Here is a 24,016-nt window from a genome sequence, read left to right as displayed (position 1 = left end):
CGGCAACGTTCCGGACTCAGGAAGACTCGTCCAACCGGGCACATCCACCCGCACAAGCTCCACACACCACTGCCCCACCCCGCACCATCACCACATGGACGCAACCGCACTCGCCACCCTCGTACGCGCCACGACCGACCCCGAACTCGCCGACGCCATCCTCGACTGCACCCACCCCGACGAACTCCTCGAAGCCTGCACGCGCATCGGCGACGACCCCGACGACATCACCTACGCCCTCGCCGAAACCGCCGACGCTCTACTCGACAACGACCACGACTTCATCCTCAACCACGACACCCCCGCCGCAGCCTTCGCACGCCGCCTACGCGCCCACCCCACCGCCTGGTGAACCGAACACCCGACAACCAGATCAGCCTCCCCACAACCGGTTTCGACCACGACACCGGGAGGAAAACGGGAGGAACCGGCACAACCGAACCGACCACAACCACACCGAACGCCCCTCAACGACACCAACCACACCAGCGAATTCTCGTTTTTCGCAGGTCACCCAATGAGGAGGTTCGGATGCAGCCAGGACCGACCCGTCACAGAACGGATACCGTCCTACTGAAAACACCAGACGAGCACGATCACAATTTCTCCACCGACAGGAAATAGTGACTATTTTCTCCGGAAAACCTTACTTAGCGCGTTCATATAAATCGAGACGACTCTGCCGCCATTCATCAGCACTACTCGACTCGCCAAGTTCGTCGCTGACCTGCGCCAGCCGCCCCATGATTCGTAGAATGGGTTCGAGGTTTCGCTGGCTTTGAAAGTACGTATATGCCTGCCGGTAACAGGCGAGCGCGTCGGCGGCCCGTCCGGATTCATAATAGGCTTCAGCTAAAGCTTCGGCAGCCACAGCCTCTCCATAGATATCTTCGAACTCGCGACAGATATGAAGGTCTTGGAGGTAACAGTCGACCGCGTCAGCGAACCGGCCCATCTTCTGGTAAGTGGTCCCCAACTTGTGCAATGCCGCACCTTCCCCGTGCCGGTCCCCGACTTGTCTGTCGATCTCAATTCCACGCCAATGATACTTAACTGCATCCTCAAACTGCCCGCTTGCGGCATATGCACGACCGAGGTGAGATAAGATCACAGCTTCGGAATTTCGACTCCCGGAATCCTTCGCTTTTTTTAGCGCTCGCTGCAGGTGACTTAACGCCTGTTCCGGATCACCCGTTTCGAGCACGGCTGCACCTAGATTCGTTAGGTTCCGCTCGATCCTGGCCAGGTCACCGATCTCGTCGAAGATCTCTTGTGCACTACGATAGACAGCGACTGCTTCATCAGGTTCTTCAAGAGTCATGTAAAGTTGAGCTAGACCAGTGAGCACTTCCGCCTCGCCCGGCCGGTTATCCGCCGCTTTCATCATCTCGCGGCTCCGTTCCAGGTACTCCAAGCCACTCGACACGTCACCGCGGGCAGTGCTTAGCCGCCCCAACTGCAGCAACGCTTCGGCTACCGCCCGACTATTGCCAGCCCGTTGCGCTCGTCGCAACCATTTCGTATAGCACTCGCTCGCCTCCAAATACCGGCGGGCACGAAAGTACGCCGCCCCCAAATGACTAAAAGCTCCGGCCTGGACCACATCGGGGGCGTGTTCCTCAGCAAGCCGGACTGCGCGCTGCGCAGCTTCTATCCACGCGTCAAAGTTGCCGCCCAGGGTTTCGAACAGCGAGCTAGCGCGCCAGGCAAGTTCATATGCCGTGAGGGGATCGCCAAATCGTTCGGCACTGGAGGCAGCGGCGGCGAGGTTGGGATGTTCCAACACAAACCATTCCAAGGAGTCACGTCGACCGACGAAGCGAGTCGTGTCCGCGCCTGGTAACCCGCCGTGCCGGTGTTGATGGTGAGCAGCTTGCAAGCTGTCCTTGTAGCGGTTCAGCATGCGCTCCTCGGCCGAGCCTCGCTCAGCTTCCGCGTCGTCTGCTTCGACGAGTTGCTGCCGTGCGTATAGGCGAAGCAGGTCGTGAAAGCGGTACCAGCCACGCGCGCTCGCGGTACGCAGGAGGCGAGCTCGGTGCAACTCTTCAAGTAACCGTCGGGCTTGCTCGAGTGTGCAATCGGCAAGAGCGGCTGCGACTTCCGTGTGCACGTGGGGCCCTGGATTCACCGCTAGCAGTCGGAACATGCGCTGCTGATCTGCGTGCAAGCGCTGATACGACAGATCAAAGGAAACACGAAGGCTCCGCGTGACCGCACCATCACGGTACTCCAGGTTACCCAAACGAGTAGCGCGCGATTCAAAGCGGTCCGCCAGTTCCTCGATTGGTTGCCCGGGGTCAGCACTCAGCATTTCCGCGACGATTTGGAGAGAAAGCGGAAACTGCCCGCATAGTCTGGCCAGACGCTCGGAACTTACGGGATCAGCGGCCACACGGTCATCATTCGAGTCCGCCGCCTTCAACGTAGACTCGATCACGTCAACCGCGTATGTCAGCCCTAACACGTCAAGGTCGATACGCCGCGGTGGAGGACTGACTGCCAAGGCGGACCGACTAGCGACCAGGACTCGGTGAGCCCCCGGTCCGGGAAGCAGTGCCTCGACATCCCGTCCACTCGCCGGATCATCGAGCACCACCAGCACCGGGCCACGCCCGCGCTTTTCTAGGACCGTCCGATACAGCACCTTGCGAGCCTCGAGGCCACTGGGCACCTGGTTGTCCGACACTCCCAACCGTTTCAACGCCTCGCCAAGCGCCATGTCCGGTCGCATACCCTCGTCCTCCGCGTGGGCACGCATCTCCAGAAACAGCGCTCCGCCGGGAAACCAGCCCAAGGTCTTCACGGCCTGGTACGCAGCCCGGACCACGAACGCGGTCTTACCGACCCCTGGCGGGCCCGATGCCATCACCACTGGGGGACCTCCGGAGGCAGGATTTAGCGCGGCCAGCACCTGCTCGGTCTCGACGTTCCGTCCGACAAGGTCCTGACCGGCAGGCAGGCCATCCATCGCTTCGAGAGCAGGAACCGGAAGATGAACCGCTCCTACCGTGCCAGCCTGAACCACCGGCCCCAGGAACAAGCCATCCGAAATTTCGTTGTGCAAGCCCATCACACGACAGTATGCCTTCGCCGGCTCCCCGGCATGTGTCAGATCAACAACGAGGACCATCTGGCCACCTGACGGCACGGCCTTCGAGCTCCTAACGTAATTGGGGTGGGTGTCAGAGCCAAGTGATGAGCGCGCAGGCGAGGGTGAGGAAGCCGTGGTAGATGTCGGTGCGGCGTTCCCAGCGTTCGGCCAGGCGGCGGCACTGGTGCAGTAGCGCGAGGGTTTGCTCAACGGCCCAGCGGACGGGTTGGTTGTTGTTGCGGGTGCCTCGGCGGCTGATCAAGGGCTGGATTCCCCGTTGTCGCAACAGGTTGCGGTACTTGTCGTGGTCGTAGCCCCGTTACGGTCTGTTCCGCGACGACTTCATCCTCAACCACGACACCCCCGCCGCAGCCTTCGCACGCCGCCTACGCGCCCACCCCACCGCCTGGTGAACCGAACACTCGACAACCAGATCTGCCTTCCCACAACCGGTTTTGACCACAACATCGGGAGGAAAACGGGAGGAACCGGCACAACCGAACCGACCACAAGCACACCGAACAACGCCCAACGACACCGCTACACCAGCAGATTCTCCATTTCCGCAGGTCACGCCAATTCACGGGCGCCCCTGGGGGTCAAGGGGTCGTGGGTTCGAATCCCGCCGTCCCGACGGTCTAGAGGGCCTTCGCAGGTCAGACACTGCGAAGGCCCTCTTTTCATGATCTTGGTCGGTTCTTCGAAGTCGAGCACGCCGTTGCTGGACCACTTGACTTCGGAGGTTTCCGATGCCCGTTCTCGATCTTGGTCGGCTCACCGGGGAACTGTCCCCGACGTGGTCCGGATACCTGCGCGACTGGGACCGCGCGCTGCGATCCGGCGATGACCTGCGACCGGGACCGGGCGCTGTTGTGCGTCCAGTGGAGTCAGGGCCAGTGAGCTGCTGGGCGTGACCATCGGCGACGTGGACCGGGCCGGGGCTCGGGTGTACGGGGTACCCAAGGGCACCCGACTGCGCCAAGCGGTTCCGGTATCGCCGGAGGCGATCCGGAACCTGCCGCGCTACACCTGGACGGCGGATGGGATACCCGGTCCTGACGAGCCGTTGTGGCGGACGAGGCGCGGCCGGTGTCGCATCGGCCGATGCGACGAATTCTCCAGCGGGCCAACGAAAAGCCGGGCACGAACCTCTGCACGACGTGCGGCACACGGCGTCGACCCGGATGGCCGACGCGGAGATGCCCTTCCCGACGTCCAGGCCATCCTGCGGCACGCCAGCGGGCCGCTACCTGACCGTTCGGGAGAAGGACATGTTCGACAAGCTCCAGGAGCACCACACCCGGCCCCGCCCGCAGCGCTCCTACGCCGCCAACTACGCGGCGGCGGACATCGAGGTGGTATTCGGCGGCTGAGAAGTACACGCGGCGCAACCGCCGGTCTCCGGCATGCGCGCCCGGGGCGCCGACAGGTCAGGGCAGCTCGGATTCGAGGCGGCGCTGTAGTTCGCCGAGGGTCTCGCGTGCGAGGTCGAGCCGTTCCGGGTCGAGGCCTTCGGTGGTGCGCAGGGCCAGGTGGGTGTAGGCCGCCTGCATCCTGTGCAGGGCGGCGCGGCCGGTCGGGGTGACTTCGAGCAGCTTGGCCCGCTGGTGCGCGGGGTTGGGCCGATAGCACGCGAGGCCGTCCTCGACGAGCAGGTCCGCGACGCGCTGCACGCCCTGGCGCGTGTGGCCGAGCCGGCAGGCGATGGCCCCCACCGGGGCGGCTTCGTGCTCGACCTCGGCCAGGACCTGCCAACGCGCCAAGCTCTGACCGGTGGGCCGGGCGATGCCGTTGCCGACCGCCTCGACGACGTCGGCGAGCCTGCCGACCTGGTCGACCAGTGCGGCGTAGGCATCGCATGCTTGATCACCGCTCTTGACAACATGTTGTCGTCTCGCTAGCTTGTCGGACATGACAATATGTTGTCATGTGAGCGCTTCGGCTCGCAACAGGTGAACCAGGAGAACCGAATGCCCTCCGCACCCCGCCCACTTCTGATCTCGCGCGACATCATCATCGCCGCACCACCCTCGGCGGTGTTCTCCGCACTCGCCAATCCGCACCGCCACGCCGATTTCGACGGTTCGGGCACCGTGCGGAACACGGTCTCGGGCCCGGTCCGGCTGAACCTGGGCGACACGTTCAAGACAGCCATGAAGCTGTTCGGCGTGCACTACCGGATCGTCAACACGGTCGTCGAGTTCGAGGCGGATCGGCGCATCGCGTGGTGCCACCCCGGCAAGCACCGCTGGCGCTACGAACTCGACGAGGTCGACGGCGACACGCGGGTGACCGAGACCTGCGACCTCACCACCTCGCCGGTCCGCGGACTACTCGTGCGCACACCGTGGCCCCGCTGGAACGCCGAGGGCATCGAGAAGACCCTGCCGCGGCTCAAGGCACTGGTCGAGAACGGCGCCTGAACCCCGCTAGCCGGGCCGACCCCACCCGACTCGCCGACCAGCAGCTCGACCTGCGGCCGACGGCCGGCCACATCGCCGCACGATCACCCGGGCACTCGCATTGCCGCGGCATCTCACCACTGCGACATGTTCTCCCCGCTGTTCACATGTCGCTGAATTCTCCACGCGCAGGGTCGCACCTTCGCCGCGCGCCCAACACCACCGTCCGCGGTTTGCCGCCGCAGTGCGGACTTCACAACCCAGGAGAGTCGAATGGCATCCGAACCTCGCCCATTCCGGATCAACATCCCTGACGAAGACCTCGTGGACCTGGCAGAGCGGCTGGACCGCACCCGCTGGCCCGATGAGCTGCCCGGCGCCGGTTGGTCCTACGGCGTCAACAAGGCATGGCTGAGGGATCTGGCCGATCACTGGCGCGAGGGCTACGACTGGCGAGCTCACGAGGCCGCGCTGAACGCGCACCCGCAGTTCACCGTCGAGCTCGACGGGCAGAACATCCACTTCCTGCACGTCCGCTCGCCCGAGCCGGACGCGACGCCCCTGATCATCACGCACGGGTGGCCCAGCACGGTCGCCGACTTCCACGCCATCCTCGGACCGCTGACCGATCCCCGCGCACACGGCGGCGACCCTGCCGCGGCCTTTCACGTAGTCGCGCCCTCGCTGCCCGGGTACGCCTTCTCCGGTCCGACCCACGAGCGCGGCTGGGGTGTCCACCGCACCGCCCGCGCTTGGGCCGAGCTGATGAGCAGGCTGGGGTATGAGCGCTACGCGGTCCAGGGCGGGGATTTCGGCAGCCTCATCGCACCCGAGCTGGGTCGGGTGGCCGGTGAACGGGTGATCGGGGTCCACGTCAACGCGTTGGCCTTCGCCGCCTGGCCCATGTCCCCCGACGAACGTGAACTGCTCGGCGAAGCCGATCGCGAACGGGCGCTCGCCCACGAGCGGTGGTGGTACGGGCGCTCGGGCTACCTGCACGAGATGAGCACCCGCCCGCAGACGATCGCCTACGCGCTCAACGACTCGCCGGTCGGGCAGCTGGCCTGGAACCTGGAGTGGTTCGTCGACTACGACCCCGAGCAGACCGAGCAGACCCCCGTCGACCGGGACGCGATCCTGACCAACGTCACCATCTTCTGGCTGACCAGGACCGCGGGCTCGGCGGCACGCCTCTACTTCGAGGCCGGAGCCGAGCTGCTGGCGGGGAGGCCGTCGCCATCGGGCGCTGCGACGGCGGTGGCGAACTTCCCCGGGGACAACGCCATCCAGGACCTGGCACGACTGTCCAATGTGGTCACACGCTGGCGGGAGCACGACCAGGGCGGGCACTTCCCCGCCCTGCAAGCACCGGAGGTGCTCATCGCCGACGTCCGGGAATTCTTCCGCTCCCTTCCTGGCACGCCCTGACCGGCGGATCGCCCCAACCGCAGAGAGGAATCGCTGTGCAGATCGGCATCGGACTTCCGAATCAGGTGCGTGATGTCACCGCATCGACCATTCCGCGCTGGGCCGCGCGGGCTGAGGAAGCGGAGTTCTCCACCCTCGCCACGACCGGGCGCTACGCGTACCCGGGCGTGAGTGACACCGTCGCGCTCGCGGCCGCGGCGGGGGCGACCACCACGATCGGACTGCTCAGCGCGGTCCTGCTGGCCCCGACGTGGCCTGGTGCCTTGCTGGCCAAGGAGATCGCGGGCATCGACGGTGTTTCCGGCGGCCGTCTCACGCTCGGCGTCGGCGTCGGCTCGCGCGAAGACGAGTTCACCGTGCCCGGGCACCAGCTGCACGGTCGCGGCGCGCGGTTGGAATCCGACCTGGCGACCTACCGCGAGGTCTGGGCCGGCGCCCCGGTCGGCAACGGACCGAACCCAGCCGTGCCATCGGGTACCCGGCGGGTCCCCATGTTGTTCGGCGGGTACACCGCTCGCGCGCTGGACCGCATGGTGCGCTGGGGCGAGGGCTACATCGGCGGTTCGCTGCCGCCGGCCATGACGGCGCCGCGCTTCGAGGCGGCGAAGCGGGCCTGGCAGGAGGCAGGCCGCCAGGGCGCCCCGAAACTCGTCGTGCTCGCCTACTTCGCACTGGGCGACACCGAGGCCGGACGGGCGAACATCCAGGACTTCTACCGGCTGGCCCCGAAGGAGATCGCCACCAACGCGGTGCTCTGCACCACCAGGGAGACGATCGAGCAGACCATCACCGTCTACACCGGCCTCGGTGTCGACGAGATCATTTTCGTTCCCGCCACCGACGACCCCGACGAGATCACCCGGCTCGCCGACATCGTCACCTGAACAGCCGGCAGGGAGCCGACATTCCGACCCGCATGGCAGCGAATGCTCGGCGCGGCCCCGATACCGCTCCAGCTCCCAGCAGCAGACCCCTGCCGCGTCACTTCCTAGATCGCTCCGCCTCGGCCGCCCGGTGCAGGCGATCGGCGGTGATCTCGCAGAGTTGTTCCGTGGTGGCCTCGTCGATGCTGTGGGTGATCGCGCCTTCGAGGACGAAGGTCGCGGCAGCGATTTGCGCGGTGCGGTGCTCGGCGGTCAGGGAGTCGGCGAGCTGTCGCTCGAAGAGGTCCTCGAAGCGCCGGTGGAAGCCGGTGTGCCACTCGCGGACCGACTCCGAGACGGCGACCCGGTTGTGCACCGTGGCGACCAGGTGCTTGACCGGCCGCAGCCTCTCGATCAACCAGCGGAACTGCTCGGCGAGCGGACGGTCCGCCAGCGAGGCGTGCTCGTGCAGCAGCGCTTGGAAGTAGCGGTCGGCGACGGCCACGAGCAGTTCGTCCTTGTCGCGGAAGTACCAGTAGAGCGTGTTCGGGGCGACACCGGCGTGCTGGGCGAGCCGGCTCATCGAGGTGGCCTCGTAGCCGTCGATCACGAGCAGTCGCGCTGCAGCGGCCAGCAGCTCGTCGCGTTTCTGCTCCTTGGGGACCGGGCGGCGGTTACGAGCCATCCGGGCATCTTGGCAGGTGTTCAAGAACCCGCCAACCTTGCCTCGCCGCTTCGCTGAGCAGCAGGAGGCGCCCCGCCGGCTTCCGTCACGCCACCCGCTGCCGCCCACACCGGGCGCAGGTTCCGAGCGCACCACTTCTTGACTCCCGTTCAAGAGGATCGTAGCCTCGCCTCCGTTCTTGAATGGCGATCAAGATAGGTGAGGACCTCCGAGGAGGGGCGATGGAGACGACACCAGGCCAGCACCCGGGCGCTGCCACCACGCGGCGCGATGTCCGGTTCGAGTCCGGTGGCCGGCAGTGCGCGGCGTGGCTGTACACCCCTGCCGAAGCGGGCGGACCGCGACCTCTGGTGGTCATGGCGCACGGACTCGGCGCGGTGCGGGAGTGGCGGCTGGACGCGTTCGCGGAGCGGTTCGCCGAGCAGGGCTGGATGGTGCTGGTGTTCGACTACCGGTACCTGGGGGCCAGCGAGGGCTCGCCGCGACAGCTGCTCGACATCGATGATCAGCTCGACGATTGGCGAGCCGCACTGGCCTTCGGCCGGTCGCTGCCAGGCGTCGACACCGATCGGATCGCGGTGTGGGGAACCTCGTTCGGCGGAGGCCATGCGCTGCGGATCGCGAGTGAGGACCACCAGCTGGCCGCTGTGGTGGCCCAGTGCCCGTTCACCGACGGCCCGGCTTCGCTGTTCTCACGTCTCCGCAGCTCACCGTTGAGCATGCTGTGGCTCATCGCCGCCGGGGTGCTCGACACCGTGGGGTCCTTGTTCGGCGCGAAGCCGGTGCTCGCTCCGGTGGTGGGCGTGTGGTGGATGCCCGCCTACCTCGTGTCGCCGACCACGATCGCCGAAGCCTCGCGGCTGCTGCCCCCGGGAACCCGGCTCTCCCCCCGGACCTCCGCGGCCGTGACCAAGATGTCGTCGCTGGGGAGGGAGCTGTCGAAGAACGTCGAGACCGGTGGCGATCCCTTCCGGCCCGCTGACACGGGGGTCGGCCGCGACACCCTCTGGGGCGTCCTCAAAGGACCCGACGGCGGGGCCGACAGCGCCAACGGGGTCGCGGCCCGGTTGGCGCTGCGGCTACCGCTGTACCGGCCGGGAAAGGACCTGCCGAAGATCACCGCGCCCACCCTGCTGTGCGTGTGCGAGGACGACCGGGCCGCACCCGCCGACACCACAGCCCGGCTCGCCGCCGGACAGGACCACGTGCAGGTCGGCCGCTACGAGGGCGACCACTTCGACATCTACGTGGGCGACCTGTTCGAGCACGCGGTGCGCGACCAGACCGCCTTCCTGGCAACGCAATTCGGCCGGAGCACGCGGTGAGGGGACAAGCCTGATTCCAGCACGTCCGAAGGCCACATGCGCACGCATCCGGCCGTGATCAGGCCACCGAGGTCGTTGACCTGCAACGAAGAAGGCGCGTGATACCGGGATTCGGCGCCGGTATCAGCTGGCTTCGGAGCCCGCTTCCGGGAAGCTGCGGCGTTCCCGGCGTTCCCGGCGTTCGAGGGCGTCGATGGCGGAGCCGGTGAGGCTGCGCTCGATGTGCGCGCGCATGAGCTCGCGCGCTCCAGGCGCATCGGCGGCGGCGATGAGGTCGCACAGCTCGTGGTGTTCGCGGTGGTCGCGGGTGCGGGGTTCGTCGCCGGGCGGGAGTTCCAGCCCGATCCGCCGGTAGCGGTCGGACTTGTCCCAGACGTCGTCGAGCATCCGGATCAGCACGTCGTTGTGCGAGGCGGCGTAGAGGGCGCGGTGGAACGCCCGGTGGGCGGTCAGGGCTTCCTCACCCCAGGCGCGGGTGACGGGGAGGAGGCGGGCGACGGGGCCATCGCGGCAACGGCGGCTTCAGCGGCCCCTGGTGGGCTCGGTGGGCATCGGAATGCTGCACCACGCGACGTGGCCCGGTCGCCCTGGTCCGGTGAGGACGGCGGCATCCTCAGCCCTCGCAAGGCGATGCGCCGACCACCGCTACCTCGCGCAGCGAACGCACCACCACGTCCGCGCCGGAATCTCGCAGGGATCCGGGGTCCGCGGCGGTGGCCACGCCGATGACGAGGCCGAACCCGCCGGCACGACCGGCCCGGACACCCACCGCCGCGTCCTCGAGGACCGCTGATCGCCGGGGAGCGCACCCGAGCCTGCGGGCGGCTTCCAGGTACGTCGCCGGATCCGGTTTGCCGCGCAGGCCCAGCTCCGCCGCCACGACGCCGTCGACCGAGACGTCGAACAACCCGGTGATGCCCGCACCGTCCAGCACCAGCGCGCAGTTGCGGCTGGCCGACACGACCGCCGTCCGCACGCGCCGCGCGCGCAACGACGTGACCAGCTCCACCGCACCGTCCAGCACACGCGCGCCGTGGGCGCCGACCGCGTCGCGGAAGTACCGGTCCTTGAGCTTTCCCAGCCCTACCAGCGTTTCGCGCCCCGGAAGGTCGGATGGGGAACCGGCCGGGAGGTCGATCCCCCTGGATCCCAGGAATGCGCGCACACCGTCGTCCCGAGGTCTGCCGTCGACGTGGCACAGGTAGTCCTCCTCGGTGAACGGGCCGGGACGCTCCGCTCGACCCGCCAGGTACTGGTCGAACAGCCGCTTCCACGCCGCGCGGTGCACCGAGGCCGTGTCGGTCAGCACCCCGTCGAGGTCGAACAACGCCGCGCCGTGCTCGTGCGGATCGATGCGGACCACTACCACCGCTCCCCCGTCGCGTCGGGTCGATCGCCGCCGGCACCCGGCCGCCGCATCGACTGCCGCTCCGGGATGCCCGCCGCCCGCGTTCCGGGAAACGACGCTCCCGCCGATCGGAATCCGCCGCGGGGAGCGGGGCCGATGTTCTCTGGTACCAGCGGTTCGGCGCGTGCCAGGTTGGTACCCGCAGGACATCGGTCGAGGCCGGCGGCCCGGACGGACCCGGCGGGCCGCCCCGGGAGGACGGGATGGCATCCATCGCCGACACCATGAACGCGTGGATCGTGCGCGAGCCCGGTCCGCTCGCGGAGCAGCCGTTGCGCTGGGTGCTGCGCCCCGTCCCGTCCCGGGACTCCGGCGAGCTGCTGGTGCGGGTGCTGGCCTGCGGGGTGTGCCGCACCGACCTGCACCTCGCCGAGGGCGACCTGCCCGCCCACCGCCGGCCCGTCGTGCCGGGCCACGAAGTCGTCGGAGAAGTAGTGGCCTGCGACCCGGCCGCCACCGGTTTCGACTTGGGCGAACGGGTCGGCATCCCGTGGTTGCGGGGCACGTGCGGGCGATGCGGGTTCTGCTTGCGGGGAAGGGAGAACCTCTGCCCCCGCTCGCGCTTCACCGGCTGGGACGCCGACGGGGGCTATGCCGAGTTCACCACGGTGCCCGCCGCCTACGCCTACCGGTTGCCTGCCGGGTACACCGACGCCGAGGTCGCACCGCTGCTGTGCGCCGGGGTGATCGGCTACCGGGCGTGGCGCCGAGCTCAGGTCCCCGCGGGCGGAGTGCTGGGCCTGTACGGGTTCGGCGCGAGTGCCCACCTGACCGCCCAAGTCGCCGTGGCCGGCGGCGCACGCGTGCACGTGCTCACCCGGTCCGCGCGCGCACGGGCGCTCGCGCTCGACTTGGGGGCGGCCACCGCCGGTGGCTTGGCGGACGAACCACCGGAACCGCTGGACTCGGCGGTGCTGTTCGCCCCCGTCGGCGAGCTGGTTCCCGTGGCGCTGGCCGCCTTGCGGCGCGGCGGGACGCTGGCGATCGCCGGCATCCACCTGACGACGATCCCGGAGCTCGACTACCAGCGGCACCTGTTCCACGAACGCGCGCTGTGCAGCGTCACCGCGAACACCCGGGGCGACGGGGTGGACTTCCTGCGCTTCGCCGACCAGCACCGCCTGCGGGTGACGACCACGCCGTACCGGCTGGACCGGGCCGACGCGGCGCTGCGGGACCTGGCCGACGATCGCGTGCACGGGGCCGCCGTCCTGCTGCCAGGCGGCTGAGTCCGAACCGGCGAGCCCCTGGGCACCTGAGTCCGAACCGGCGAGCCGCCGGGCACCGGGACCGGGCCGCGTGCGTCAGGGCACGACGGCGACGGGGCACGGCGCCCGGTGGGCGACCGCACGGCCGGTGGAGCCCACCATCGCCGCGTGCATCAGGAACCGGCCGTGCCGTCCCACGACCACGAGCCCCGCTTCCCGTGCGTGGCGCAGCAGCAGCTCCGCCGGGAGTTCCGTCGTCGTGACCTCGTGCCGCACCGGGACGTCGGGGTACTGCTCCTGCCACCCGGCGAGGGACTCGGCGAGCTGCCGTTCGCAGCCGCGGGTGACGTCGGTCCAATCGAGGCTCCACCTGGCCGGGGCGATCGCGTCCCGCGGCAACTCGTCCCAGGCGAGAGCCGCGACGAGTTCGGCACCGTGCCGCGCCGCGTGGTCGAAGGCGAATCCCACGGCCCGGGCGCTGATCCGGGAGCCGTCGACGCCGACCACGACTCGGTGGCGTTCCGCCCACTCCGTCCCGCGGGCGAAGACGACGGGCACCGCGGAGCCCCGCAGCAGCTCGTCGGACGTGGATCCGAGCAGGCAGTGGTGCAGCCGCCCGTGCTGTGCGGGTCCGAGCACGAGCAGGTCGCCGTCCTCCGCGGCTTCCCGCAACACCAGCGCGGGGTGCCCGAGCCGGCTCTCGCCCGTGATGGTCAACTCCGGCCAGTCCCGCGCGCACTCCGCGACCGTCCCGCTCACCTCGTGCTCCACGTCCGCGTGCAGCAGTCCGAAGTCGACGGGCTCGGCGGGGAAGTGGATCCGCGTCAGCTCCTCCAGCGGCGTGGAGAACGCGCGCACGAGGTGCAGTTCTCGCCGCCGCACCGCGGCTTCGCGGCACGCCCACCGCAGCGCTTGCCGGGATCCGGGCGTTCCGCTGAACCCCGCGACGACCGGACCGGGCCGGGCACTGCTCATGCCACCTCCTCCACGAGGAACCACCTCACGGTCGCACCGCCGAAGGGCGCCCGGAACGGGCTTTCGTCCATGCCTGCGCACCGCCGCACGTGCCGGGGTCCCGCGATGGCCGCCGCCCGCTCCCGCCGCGATCGCGGAGCGGCGCGCCGAGCGGTTCCACCCGCGCCCGCTCGCCACCGCCGAAGGAGACCGGACGCCGAGATGCCCCGGGCAGGTGCCTTTGCCAGCCTGGGAACGAGGAAAGGGGGATGCGATGCCGGGGTGCGCGATCGCGGTGGACGGCACACCCGAATCCGAGCGCGCGGTCGAGTGGGCCTGCGCGAACGCGGCGCTCTGCGGCGACGAGCTGCTGTTGATCACCATCGGCACCGGGCCGCATCCGGGCGGGACCCGTCCCGGCTGGCTGACCGACCTCGCCGCGCAGATCCGTGAACGCAACGCCCGCCTCGACGAGTGCGCGTCGAGGCGCGGACCGGCCGGGCCGTTCCCCGGCTCCTGAAAGTGGCGCGCCACGCATCGCTGCTGGTGCTCGGATCGCGTGGACACCGGGCGCTGCACGACGCCGTGCTCGGCTCGGTGGCCCTGGAAGTCGCGACGCGCTCCCCGTGCCCGGCGGTGGTGGTGCGCGGGGCGGCCGAGCAGGTGCGGCGCGAAACCGTCGTGGCCGGTGTCGACGGGTCGGTCCAGGGGGACCGCGCCCTGGAATTCGCCTGCGAGGCGGCGGAAGCGCTGCGCTGCGACGTGGTCGCGGTGCAGGCGGCGCCGGATTCGGCGTTCATCCCCGGCCCGTTCGAGCACCCGGACCGCGAGGAACTGGTCGAGCGCGCGGAGCGCGCACTCGCTGAAGCGGTGGCCGGGTTCGCCCCGGACCACCCCGACGTCACCGTGCGCCGCCTCACCAGCTCGATGGACCCGATCTCCGCCTTGACCGAGGCCGCGAGCGGTGCCCGCCTGCTGGTCGTGGGGCGTCGCGGATCCGGTGGGTTCTCCGAGGCGCTGCTGGGATCGGTCTCGCGCGGCGTGCTGCACCGGGCTGCCTGCCCGGTCGCCGTGGTGCCACCGGAAGGTGCGCGCCCCGGCCGGAGCGGCTGAGCGGAGGCCGGTCCTGATGACCGATGATCGCGCGTGGACGTTCAGCGGCTTCGACCCCGCCGACGAGGGGCGGCGGGAGGCGCTGTGCGTGCTGGGCAACGGCTACTTCGCCACCCGCGGGGCGGCTCCGGAGGCGGAGGACGACGGGGTGCACTACCCCGGCACGTACGCGGCGGGGTGCTACGACCGCCGGACCGCCGAGGTCGCCGGGCAGGAGATCACCACGGAGTCGATGGTGAACCTGCCGAACTGGTTGCCGCTGACGTTCCGCTTCGACGACGGCGACTGGTTCGACCTGAGCCGGTGCACGCTGCTGGAGCACGAGATCGCACTGGACCTCGAACGGGGGCTGCTGAGCAGGCGGTGCCGGTTCCGCGACCGGGCCGGGCGCACCACGACCTTGACGCAGCGCCGCATCGTCCACATGGGACTCCCGCACCTGGCGGCGCTGGAGACCACGCTCGTTCCCGAGGACCACAGCAGCACCATCACCTTCCGCAGCGGCCTCGACGGCCGGGTGCGCAACACCGGAGTCGCCCGGTACGAAGCGCTGGAGGGTGCTCACCTCACCGGATTCGAGGTGCACGAGCACTCGCCCGAAACCCTCGGCCTGCGGGCTCGCACCGCCTGGTCGCGCATCGAAGTCGCCGAAGCGGCACGCACCCGCGTCAGGACCGACGGCCGGGAGCCGAACGTTCCGCGAACGACCGTGGTGGAAGCCGACCGCATCGCGCACGAGCTCGTGGTGGCCGCGCGGCCCGGCGAGCGCGTCGTGATCGAGAAGGTCGTGGCACTGCACACCTCGCGCGACCGTGCGATCTCGGAGCCGGCGGCGGAGTCCGCGGAGCTGGTCGCCGAGGCCGGCGGGTTCGAATCGCTGCTGGAGACGCACCAAGCGGCCTGGCTCAAGTCGTGGCGGGCCTTCCGCTGCGGGATCCGCGGCGCCGGGGACATCCGCCGCGCGGTGCGCCTGCACCTGTTCCACCTCCTCCAGACGATCTCGCCGAACAGCGCCGACCTGGACGTGGGCGTCCCCGCTCGGGGTCTGCACGGCGAGGCGTACCGGGGCCACGTGTTCTGGGACGAGCTGTTCGTGCTGCCGGTTCTGGCGTTGCGCGCCGCCGACGAGGCTCGCGCGTTGCTGCTGTACCGGTACCGGCGGCTGCACCAGGCGCGCAGCGCCGCACGCCGCGCCGGGCGGGCCGGCGCGATGTTCCCGTGGCAGAGCGGCAGCAACGGCCGGGAGGAGAGCCAACGCCTGCACCTCAACCCGCGATCGCGGCGGTGGCTGACCGACGACACCCACTTGCAGCGGCACATCGGCATCGCGATCGCGTACAACACGGGGCACTACTACCAGTCGACCGCGGACACGGCGTTCCTCCGCGACTTCGGCGCGGAGCTGATCCTGGACATCACCCGGTTCGCCGCCGGCCTCGCCCGCTACGACCCGAGCCGGGACCGCTACGTCGTCGAAGGAGTGGTCGGCCCGGACGAATACCACACCGCCTACCCGGGCGCCGCCACCGCCGGGATCGACAACAACGCCTACACCAACGTCATGCTCGCGTGGCTGTGCCGGACGGCCGTCCGGGTGCTCACCGTTCTCGCGCCGGAGCGCCGACGGGAGCTCATGGCCGAGCTGGGACTGCGCGAAGCCGAGCTCGCTCGTTGGAAGCGGTTGTCCCGCAAGCTGTTCGTGCCCTTCCACGACGGCATCCCGAGCCAGTTCGAGGGCTACCACGAGCTGGCCGAGCTCGACTGGCACGGCTACCGGCGGCGCTACGGCGACATCCGTCGCCTGGACCGCATCCTGGAGGCCGAGGGCGACGACCCGAACCGCTACCAGGCCTCCAAGCAGGCCGATGTGCTCATGCTGTTCTACCTGCTGTCCGCGGAAGAGCTGCGCGACGTCCTCGCGGGACTGGGCTATCCGTTCCCGGCCCACCGGATCCCGGAGACGATCGAGCACTACCTGCGGCGCACCAGTCACGGCTCGACCCTCAGCTCCGTGGTGCACGCCTGGGTGCTGGCCAGGTCCGACCGGCAGCGGGCGTGGGAGCACTTCCACCGGGTGCTGGAGGCCGACGTGCACGACACCCGCGGCGGCAGCACCCGCGAAGGTGTCCACCTCGCCGCGATGGCCGGGAGCATCGACCTGCTCCAGCGCTGCTTCGCCGGGGTCGAGGCCAGGCAGGAGGCGCTGCGGCTCAACCCGTGCTGGCCACCGGAGCTGGGCGAGCTGGAGCTCGACCTGCGCTACCGGGAGCACCCGGTGTCCCTGTCGGTCACCGGCCGCACCGCGGTGGTGCGGGTCGGCCGAGGCGGCCCCACCGGCGGCTCGATCAGGTGCGCCTGCGGGGACTGCGAGGTGGAGCTGGCCCCCGGTGACGGCGCGACGTTCCGCTGGGAGCGGGGGGAGGCCGCTCGGGTGCGGGTCCGCCGCGACAGGACGGGGCCGGGCACCGCCACGGCGGATCGGCGGAACCGCTCCGCGGGCTGAACGACCGCCGCCGCATCGCGTCCCGCGCGGCCCGGTCGTACCTTCGCTGCGAGGCCGATGCCGGGAGGTGCGCGATCGTGACCGGACAGCGGAAGGCAGGAATCGTGGTCGGTGTGGACGGATCCGCCCCCGCCTTCGGCGCAGTGGAGTGGGCCGCCCGGGAAGCCGAGCTGCGGGGGCTTCCGGTGCGGCTGCTCGCGGTGCTGCCGGGCGAGGTCACCCCGCGGGACGACGAAGGAGCCCGCCTCCGAGCCCGCGACGTGCTCGACACCGCCGAGCGGGCCGCGCGCGGACGTGCGCCGGCCGTGGACGTCCGCGGGGACGTCCAGCGCGGCGACGCGGCCGAGCGGCTGGTCGCGGAGTCGACCGCGGCGCACCTGCTCGTCGTCGGGAGCCACGGGCTCGACGAGTCAGGAGCGCGGCTCGAATTCGGCTCGACGGCGGAGGCGGCGATCGCGCTCGCCGGCTGCCCGGTGGCGGTCGTGCGCGAGTCGCGCGGGCCCGGCCGGGAGGGCGGCATCGTCGTCGGCGTGGACTCCGCCGGGGTCGCCGATCACGCCCTCGACTGGGCTCTGCACGAGGCCGGCCTGCGCGGAGTCCCGCTGCTGGCCGTGCACACCTGGCGCGAGGTCGCCGCTGAGGACTGGACCGACCTCACCTCCGGCATCTCGGACTCCGACCGGGAACGGGATGCCCACCGCCTGCTCGCCGAACGCCTCGCCGGAGCCGCCGAGCGCTTCCCCGACGTGGAGCTGCACCGTTCGGTCGAGCACGACCGCCCCGTCCGGGCGCTGCTCGCCCACGCGGCGCGCGCCGAACTGCTCGTGATCGGCAGCCGTGGCCATGCCGGTTTCACCGGGATGCTGCTGGGGTCGACCAGCCGGGCGCTCGCCCACTGCGCGCCCTGTCCGCTGCTGGTCGTCCGTCCTCCCGCGTGAGCGCCGACGTGGTGCCGATGCGAGGCGCGCGCCCGATCTCCTGCTGAGATGCGGGCGGCGCAGGAATCGCGCGCGGTCGGACGTGGCCGGGTCGAGCGGTTCGCCGCAGGCGCCGGGAGCGCTCGTCCCTTCGCTGCGGGGTGTCGAGCCGGAACAGGGGGACGACATGAGCGGAGACGCCCGAGATCCGGTCGTCGTGGGCATCGACGGTTCGGGGACCGCGCGCGGTGCCGTGCGGTGGGCGGCCCGAGCGGCCGCTCGGCGGGGCACCACCTTGCGGATCGTCTACGCCGACGTGTTCGCGTTGCCCGTGCTCCCGGAGATCCCCGGGCTGCCGTGGCCTCGCGAGCACCACGCGCCGGTGCGCGTCGAGGTGGAGAAGTGGCTGGCCCCGGCCGCCGACTCCGCGCGTTCGGAAAGCCCCGGCGTGCCGGTGGAAACCGAGTCGTGCCCCGGCACCCCGCCATCGGTGATGATCGACGAATCGCGCGGCGCCGAGCTCGTGGTGGTCGGTGATCGAGGTCTGGGAGGTTTCACCGGCCTGCTGGCCGGTTCGGTCGCGCTGGCCGTCGCCGCGCACGGCCACAGCACGACGGCGGTGGTGCGGGGCAGGAGCGACCGCGGGCAGGGGCTGGTCGACGGCCCCGTGGTCGTGGGCCTGGACGGTTCGCGGGAGGCGGAACTCCTGCTGGCGCACGCGTTCGAGGCGGCCGAGGCCTGGGAAGCCCCGCTGCACGTCGTGCACACCTGGGACGTCGTCGGTGTCGACGCCACGTGGCTGCGGGTGGGCCTGGCCGAGGACGAGGTGCGCCACCGCGAGCAGCTGCTGCTGGCGGAGCTGCTCGCGGGCTGGTGCGAGCGGTACCCGGACGTCGTGGTGGACCGCTTCGTCGAACGAGGCTCGGCCGCGGCCGAGCTGCTCGCCCGCGCCGACCTCCTGCGCGACTTCGCCGAGGAATGGACGCGTCCCGCGAGGACTTTCGGTCCCTGCGCGGGTGGTGGCCGTTGCGCCATCCTGGCGACGTCGTGCGAGGGGCCCGGCTGGGCCGACCACCCGCGAAGGCACGTCGAGGCGAGGAGGCATCGCCATGTCGCAGCCCGAGAACGCGATCGTGGCAGGCGTCGACGGTTCGGTCCGCTCCATCGAGGCAGCGCAGTGGGCGGCTGGGGAAGCACGGCGCCACAGCACGCGACTGCACGTGTTGCTGATCAACGACGATTCCGCCCGAGATGGTTCCGCGGGCGAAGCCGTGCGCGAGGCCGCGGCCGCTTGCCGGGAGGCGGCGCCGGACGTGCCGGTCAGTGCAGAGGTCCGTGCCGGTCATCCCGTCGAGGGGCTGCTGCGCGCCGAGGAAGCCGCCCGGCTGCTGGTGCTGGGCTCCCGCGGGCTCGGCGGATTCGCCGATGCCTTGCTGGGTTCGGTGAGTTCCGAGGTGGCCACCCGGGCTTCCGGCGCCGTGGTAGTGGTGCGCGGCGATGTCGTGCACTCCGGCGGACCGGTCGTGGTGGGTCTGGACGACTCCCCCGGCATCGACAACGCGCTGCGCTTCGCCCTCGACGCCGCGGCGGCTCGGGGATGCGAACTGCTGGCGGTGCAGGCCTGGCACGAGGCCGGGTTGCTCGCGCCCTCGCTTCCTCCGGCCGAGCGCGACGAGACGCAGCTGCGGATCGAGCAGCACGCGCACCAGCAGCTCGCCGAGTGGACGAACCGGTACCCGGGACTCCGCGCACGCGCCGTCGCCGTGCTCGCGCATCCCGTACCCGCTCTCGTCGACGCGGCCGCGACCTCCCCGCTGCTGGTCGTCGGGCATCGCGGCAGCGGTGGCTTCAGCGGCCTGTTCCTGGGATCGGTCGCCTCAGGGGTGCTGCACCACGCGCGATGCCCGGTGGCCGTCGTTCGGTGACTCCGGCCGACGAACTCCCGCGCGCGGCGGCGAACTTGCGCGGTGTGCGCCCGCGACCTCGCGTCCGGGGAGCGGTCGCCCGATCCCGCCGCACCTCGGTGACGCGTCACGGGCAGAGGGCCTCACGAGCTCAGCGCGTCGCGGACCACGACCACCGGGCACGGCGCGTGGCGGACGCAGTGCTGCGCGACGGAACCCAGCAGCGCGCCGGCGAATCCTCCGCGACCGCGGTGCCCGACCACCAGCAGGTCGGCGCTCGCCGCCTCGGCGAGCAGCGCGGGGGCGCCGTGGTCCTCGACGACGAGGCGACGCACGTGGCGGCCGTCATCGGCCGAGGCGCGCGTCTCGGCCACGGCCTGCCGCAACACCGCGGCCGCGTGCTCGGCCGCTCCCTCACCGGGCATCGGCATCGCGATGTCGATCATCGCGGGTATCCCGGACGCGATCAGCGCCGTGATCTCGCCTCCGGCGCGGTCCGCGTAGCGCAACGCCCACCGGAGCGCGGCCCGCGAGCCGCGGGAACCATCGACACCCACCAGAATCCGGTCGGCCTCGGTCATCGTCGCCTCCTCCCCGCCCGGCACGTTCCTCACCGCGCGATCACCACGGGGCACGGCGAGTGCTGCACCAGCTGTTGGCTCGTGGACCCCAGCACCAACCCGGTGAAACCTCCCCGTCCACGAGCTCCGACCACGACGAGCTGCGCCTGCGCCGCGTGCGAGAGCAAGGCCCGCACCGGTTTGTCCAGCGGCGCGAAGCGCTGCACCACGACATCGGGATGCTCCTCGGACCAGCCCGCCAGCGCCTCGGTCAGCAAGCGCTCCTCGTCGGATCGGGTCACCGCCCATCCGTCGTCGACCCGGTGTCGCAGTCGCGCCTCGTCGCCGGCCAGGGAGTGCCAGGCGTGGACCGCGCGCAGGGGCACCTCCCGCGCTGCCGCGAACCCGAAAGCGCAACCGAGGGCGGCGACGTCGTGCCGGGACCCGCTCACTCCGACCACGACCGGTTCGGTCCCGTCCGGTTCGTGCTCGCCGCGGACGACCGCGACGGGGCACTGCGCGTGCGCCGCCACCGCGATGGCCACGGAACCGATCAGCAGCCCGGTGAATCCGCCCAGCCCGCGGCTGCCCAGCACCACCAGCTCCGCTCGCCGGGATTGCTCGACGAGACCGCTCGAAGGAGCCTCCATGCGGAACTCGGTCTCCACGACGACGTCGGGCGCGACCTCGCGCACCTGCTCCCCCGCCAGGCGCAGGGACTCCTCGGCTTCCTCCCGAACGCTGTCCAGGAACATCTGCCGCGGTGGCACGACCGGCGCGTCGGGCACGACGACGAGCGACTTCACGTCGCAGTGCAGCAGGTGCAGTCGCGCCGACCTCCGGCGCGCTTCCCCGGCCGCCCAGCGAGCGGCGCGGAGGGCCGAGGACGACCCGTCGATCCCGGTCACCACCGTCCGTTCCACCACGGTGCACTCCCCCGCGTCGATCGCCGGCCCCGGCGAACACCCTCCGGCACGGCATCAGAGTGCACCCACCGCATGCCCGGGGGGACAGGGTCGAGAGTCCCGGAGAGGTCGGTCCGGGGCCCAACGACCCTGCCGTGCCCCCGGGACCTGGCACATCCTGGTCGCTGCGCCCGGAAGGACGGAACGCAGGTGGTGCGGTATGCGAGAACACGAGCCCGAGGTCGGCCAGCAGCGGTGGGCGATGGCGAGCCCCAGCGCCCGGAACGAGGAACGGTCCAGGTGATGGCGGAGCGGAATCCCCGCGCGCACGTGTGGAGCGCCGCGGAGCGCGCGGTGCTGAACGCCGCGGTCGAGGCGGCCCCGTCCGTGCACAACGCACGGCCTTGGACGTTCGCGGTCCGCGAGGACGTGGCCGAACTGCGCAGGCACCCGGTCGACCTGCTCGACGAGCACGATCCGCTGGGACGCGACCGCGAGCTCTCGATGGGCACCGCACTGACCAACCTCCTGCTGGCGGTGGAACACCTCGGCCTGGTCCCGGACGTGCACGAGGTGGCGGAACCCGGGTGCGACCGAACCATCAGGACGGTCACCGCGGTCCACCGGACGCACCCGGGGCAGGAGACCGAACGTCGCTTCGCCGCCATCGAGCACCGGCGCAGCTACCGGGGCACCTTCCCGGGACGGCAGCTGTCTCCGGCCGAACGCACCTCGCTGGGGGCCGCCGCCGGGCTCGCTCGCGGCGAGACGCACTGGATCACGGACACGGCCGAGGCGCACGCGGTGGCGCGCTCGCTCGGCTACGCGGCGCGCGTGATGCAGGACGACGACGCGTACCAGCGCGAACTCGCCCACTGGATCGTGCACGAGGACGAACCCGGCGGCCAGGAGCCGGAATCCGGCATCGCGGAGAGCTCCTTGGGCCGGCGCGGTCTTCCCGCCGTCGGCCTGGTGACCGACCGCACCAGACTTCCCGACGAGACGCTGCTGGCGGCACGCTTCGAGCACGACTCCGTACTCGTCCTCTGCAGCACCGGTGACACCGCGGACGATCACGAGCGGATCGGTCGAGCGCTGGAGCTCGTGTGGCTGGAGGCGACCTCGCGCGGGATCGCCGCGTCGGTGATGACCCAACCGCTCCGGTTGCGCGAAGTGCGCACGGCGCTCGCCGAAGAACTGGAGCTCGACGGATTCCCGCACATCCTGATGCGCTTCGGCCACGAGGCCTGACGGGTGCTCGAACGCTGCACCTGGATGCGCGACTGTCCCTCCGCCGTTCCCCTCCGGCTCCGGCCCTGCTCGGAGGACACGCCGCGGGCGCAACGACTGCATGTCCCGGCGCCGCACCATCCACGACCCGGCTGCGTCGAATCCGGATCGACGTTCACCGAGCCCGAGGGAACGGGCGGTGGCGGACCGGATGACGCCGGGGAGCGTCCCGAGGTGCTGGCCCGCGGCTCAGGGTCTGCGGTGCGGTGCCCGGCCGGTGCGCTGAGCCGCCGAGGTCATATCTCGTTGCTCGCCTGCCGGCTCGGTTCGGTCCCGGTGACCGCGGCGGGGCGCCGGGCCCAGAAGGTGGCGACCAGCGAGCCGGAGATGTTGTGCCACACCGAGAAGATCGCGCCGGGCAGCGCCGCGACCGGGGAGAAGTAGGTCGAGGCCAGGCTGGCCGCGAGGCCGGAGTTCTGCATGCCGACCTCCAGCGCGATCGCGCGCCGGGCCGCCTCGTCGATGCCGACCACCCGGGCGGCCACGTAGCCCAGCACGACGCCGAGCAGGTTGTGCAGCACGACCGCGAGCACCACGATCGGCCCCACGCTGAGCAGCTTGTCCGCGCTGCCCGACACCACGGCGACCACGACGCCGGTGATCCCGATCACCGAGATCAGCGGCAGCACCGGCAGCGCCTTCGCCACCACGGTTCCGGCGATCCGCCGCAAGGTGAAGCCGAGGATCACCGGGACCAGCACGATCTGCAGGATTTCGACGATCAGGTCGGCCGGGTTCACCGGCAGGTAGCTCCCGGCCAGCCAGAGCACCAGGAACGGCGTCACGACCGGGGCGACGAGGGTGGACACGCTGCTCATCGCCACCGACAGCGCGGTGTCCCCCTTGGCCAGGAACACCATCACGTTCGACGAGGTGCCGCTGGGTGCGCAGCCGACCAGGATCACGCCGACGGCCAGCTCGGGGCTCAGCGGGAGGACCAGGGTCAGCAGCCAGGCGAGCAGCGGCATGATCACGAAGTGCGCGACGACCCCGATCGCGAACGCCACCGGACGGCGCGCCACGTAGGCGAAATCCCGCGGTTCGAGAGTCATGCCCATCCCGAGCATGATCACCGCGAGGAGCCAGGGAACCACCGAGGTCAACCCGGCGAACGTGCTCGGGAAGGACAGCGCGATCGCCCCGGCGATCAACACGATCAGCGGGAACCAGCGGCCGACCAGCTGGCTGAATGCGCCTATGCGCGAGATCATCGTTCCTCCACACCGGGCAGCCCCGGTCACGCTGCCGATACCACGGTCGATACCGCGTGGCGAGGCGAAGCTACCTCACGCGGGCCGACGGCCTCCAGGCCGCGGAGCGCGATAGCGGACCATCTCGCACTCCCCCTTCCGCCCGGGACGGATCTCGCCCACGAGCGGGCCGGTCCGCCAACGCTCGGTCCTCGGGTCGGTGCTGTCCGTGCGCCCAGGACGGCGGCCGCGGGAGTCCGGAGGCGACGG

General features: G+C 70.6%; 22 protein-coding genes and 1 pseudogene. 13 read left to right on the top strand and 10 right to left on the bottom strand.

Annotation, left to right across the window (positions count from 1 at the left end; genetic code table 11):
• Positions 1-94: 94 nt before the first annotated feature.
• A complete protein-coding gene (locus H1226_RS11375; RefSeq protein WP_258348968.1) occupies positions 95-352 on the top strand; it encodes a hypothetical protein in 258 nt (85 codons plus the stop codon).
• A 294-nt stretch (positions 353-646) separates the two neighbouring features.
• On the opposite strand, the gene H1226_RS11370 is transcribed toward H1226_RS11375, so the two are convergent.
• From H1226_RS11370 to H1226_RS11360, 3 genes are all read right to left on the bottom strand, one after another.
• Positions 647-3,070, bottom strand: coding sequence for a tetratricopeptide repeat protein (locus tag H1226_RS11370; RefSeq protein WP_258348967.1), 2,424 nt, complete (start codon positions 3,068-3,070; stop codon positions 647-649).
• A gap of 112 nt (positions 3,071-3,182) precedes the next feature.
• The gene (locus H1226_RS11365) at positions 3,183-3,353 is read right to left on the bottom strand and encodes a hypothetical protein (RefSeq protein WP_258348966.1); all 171 of its coding nucleotides are present in this window, start codon (positions 3,351-3,353) and stop codon (positions 3,183-3,185) included.
• 1,168 nt (positions 3,354-4,521) lie between these two features.
• Positions 4,522-5,004 carry a MarR family winged helix-turn-helix transcriptional regulator gene (locus H1226_RS11360; protein WP_224959892.1) on the bottom strand — a complete coding sequence of 161 codons (483 nt, stop codon included), beginning with the start codon at positions 5,002-5,004 and terminating at the stop codon, positions 4,522-4,524.
• Positions 5,005-5,061: 57 nt separating this feature from the next.
• Between H1226_RS11360 and H1226_RS11355 the strand changes: the two genes are divergently transcribed.
• From H1226_RS11355 to H1226_RS11345, 3 genes are all read left to right on the top strand, one after another.
• Positions 5,062-5,514 (top strand): SRPBCC family protein, encoded by a 453-nt coding sequence (locus H1226_RS11355; protein ID WP_258348965.1) that lies wholly within the window; start codon positions 5,062-5,064, stop codon positions 5,512-5,514.
• Between the two features lie 252 nt (positions 5,515-5,766).
• The gene (locus H1226_RS11350) at positions 5,767-6,921 is read left to right on the top strand and encodes an epoxide hydrolase family protein (RefSeq protein WP_258348964.1); all 1,155 of its coding nucleotides are present in this window, start codon (positions 5,767-5,769) and stop codon (positions 6,919-6,921) included.
• Positions 6,922-6,956: 35 nt separating this feature from the next.
• Positions 6,957-7,805, top strand: a complete 849-nt coding sequence (locus H1226_RS11345; RefSeq protein ID WP_258348963.1) for an LLM class flavin-dependent oxidoreductase — start codon at positions 6,957-6,959, stop codon at positions 7,803-7,805.
• Between the two features lie 97 nt (positions 7,806-7,902).
• Here the strand turns inward: H1226_RS11345 and H1226_RS11340 are convergent, their stop codons facing one another.
• The gene (locus tag H1226_RS11340) at positions 7,903-8,469 is read right to left on the bottom strand and encodes a TetR/AcrR family transcriptional regulator (protein WP_258348962.1); all 567 of its coding nucleotides are present in this window, start codon (positions 8,467-8,469) and stop codon (positions 7,903-7,905) included.
• Positions 8,470-8,690: 221 nt separating this feature from the next.
• On the opposite strand from H1226_RS11340, the gene H1226_RS11335 reads away from it, so the two are divergent.
• Entirely contained in the window at positions 8,691-9,794 is a 1,104-nt protein-coding gene (locus tag H1226_RS11335) for an alpha/beta hydrolase (protein ID WP_258348961.1), read from the top strand.
• Between the two features lie 123 nt (positions 9,795-9,917).
• On the opposite strand, the gene H1226_RS11330 is transcribed toward H1226_RS11335, so the two are convergent.
• Positions 9,918-10,247: an FCD domain-containing protein gene (locus H1226_RS11330; RefSeq protein WP_258349389.1), complete on the bottom strand. Its 330-nt coding sequence runs from the start codon at positions 10,245-10,247 to the stop codon at positions 9,918-9,920.
• Positions 10,248-10,407: 160 nt separating this feature from the next.
• Positions 10,408-11,157, bottom strand: coding sequence for an HAD family hydrolase (locus tag H1226_RS11325; protein ID WP_258348960.1), 750 nt, complete (start codon positions 11,155-11,157; stop codon positions 10,408-10,410).
• A gap of 269 nt (positions 11,158-11,426) precedes the next feature.
• Between H1226_RS11325 and H1226_RS11320 the strand changes: the two genes are divergently transcribed.
• Positions 11,427-12,431: a zinc-dependent alcohol dehydrogenase family protein gene (locus tag H1226_RS11320; RefSeq protein WP_224957376.1), complete on the top strand. Its 1,005-nt coding sequence runs from the start codon at positions 11,427-11,429 to the stop codon at positions 12,429-12,431.
• 75 nt (positions 12,432-12,506) lie between these two features.
• Here the strand turns inward: H1226_RS11320 and H1226_RS11315 are convergent, their stop codons facing one another.
• Positions 12,507-13,385 (bottom strand): universal stress protein, encoded by an 879-nt coding sequence (locus H1226_RS11315; RefSeq protein WP_258348959.1) that lies wholly within the window; start codon positions 13,383-13,385, stop codon positions 12,507-12,509.
• Between the two features lie 253 nt (positions 13,386-13,638).
• Between H1226_RS11315 and H1226_RS11310 the strand changes: the two genes are divergently transcribed.
• The 6 genes and pseudogenes from H1226_RS11310 (at position 13,639) to H1226_RS11290 (ending at position 19,822) form a co-directional block, all read left to right on the top strand.
• Complete coding sequence (locus H1226_RS11310) at positions 13,639-13,884, top strand: universal stress protein (protein WP_258348958.1); 246 nt, start codon at positions 13,639-13,641, stop codon at positions 13,882-13,884.
• 2 nt (positions 13,885-13,886) lie between these two features.
• Positions 13,887-14,477 carry a universal stress protein gene (locus tag H1226_RS11305; protein ID WP_258348957.1) on the top strand — a complete coding sequence of 197 codons (591 nt, stop codon included), beginning with the start codon at positions 13,887-13,889 and terminating at the stop codon, positions 14,475-14,477.
• Positions 14,478-14,493: 16 nt separating this feature from the next.
• On the top strand, positions 14,494-16,980 hold the full coding sequence (locus H1226_RS11300) for a glycoside hydrolase family 65 protein (RefSeq protein WP_258348956.1): 2,487 nt from the start codon (positions 14,494-14,496) through the stop codon (positions 16,978-16,980).
• A gap of 77 nt (positions 16,981-17,057) precedes the next feature.
• Positions 17,058-17,918 carry a universal stress protein gene (locus H1226_RS11295; RefSeq protein WP_258348955.1) on the top strand — a complete coding sequence of 287 codons (861 nt, stop codon included), beginning with the start codon at positions 17,058-17,060 and terminating at the stop codon, positions 17,916-17,918.
• Positions 17,824-18,834: pseudogene (locus H1226_RS28305) on the top strand (universal stress protein); the annotation flags it as partial. The gene H1226_RS11295 and the pseudogene H1226_RS28305, both read left to right, overlap by 95 nt.
• Before the next feature lie 172 nt (positions 18,835-19,006).
• On the top strand, positions 19,007-19,822 hold the full coding sequence (locus tag H1226_RS11290; protein ID WP_258348954.1) for a universal stress protein: 816 nt from the start codon (positions 19,007-19,009) through the stop codon (positions 19,820-19,822).
• Positions 19,823-19,944: 122 nt separating this feature from the next.
• On the opposite strand, the gene H1226_RS11285 is transcribed toward H1226_RS11290, so the two are convergent.
• Both H1226_RS11285 and H1226_RS11280 read right to left on the bottom strand, forming a co-directional pair.
• On the bottom strand, positions 19,945-20,382 hold the full coding sequence (locus tag H1226_RS11285) for a universal stress protein (protein WP_258348953.1): 438 nt from the start codon (positions 20,380-20,382) through the stop codon (positions 19,945-19,947).
• A gap of 29 nt (positions 20,383-20,411) precedes the next feature.
• A complete protein-coding gene (locus H1226_RS11280; RefSeq protein ID WP_258348952.1) occupies positions 20,412-21,287 on the bottom strand; it encodes a universal stress protein in 876 nt (291 codons plus the stop codon).
• A gap of 282 nt (positions 21,288-21,569) precedes the next feature.
• Between H1226_RS11280 and H1226_RS11275 the strand changes: the two genes are divergently transcribed.
• The gene (locus H1226_RS11275) at positions 21,570-22,517 is read left to right on the top strand and encodes a nitroreductase family protein (RefSeq protein WP_258348951.1); all 948 of its coding nucleotides are present in this window, start codon (positions 21,570-21,572) and stop codon (positions 22,515-22,517) included.
• Between the two features lie 275 nt (positions 22,518-22,792).
• Here H1226_RS11275 and H1226_RS11270 read toward each other — a convergent pair whose 3' ends face one another.
• On the bottom strand, positions 22,793-23,767 hold the full coding sequence (locus H1226_RS11270; protein WP_258348950.1) for a bile acid:sodium symporter family protein: 975 nt from the start codon (positions 23,765-23,767) through the stop codon (positions 22,793-22,795).
• Positions 23,768-24,016 lie beyond the last annotated feature (249 nt).

Source organism: Saccharopolyspora gregorii, from assembly GCF_024734405.1.
Classification (GTDB): domain Bacteria; phylum Actinomycetota; class Actinomycetes; order Mycobacteriales; family Pseudonocardiaceae; genus Saccharopolyspora_C; species Saccharopolyspora_C gregorii.
This window is presented reverse-complemented; position numbering and strand designations above follow the sequence as displayed.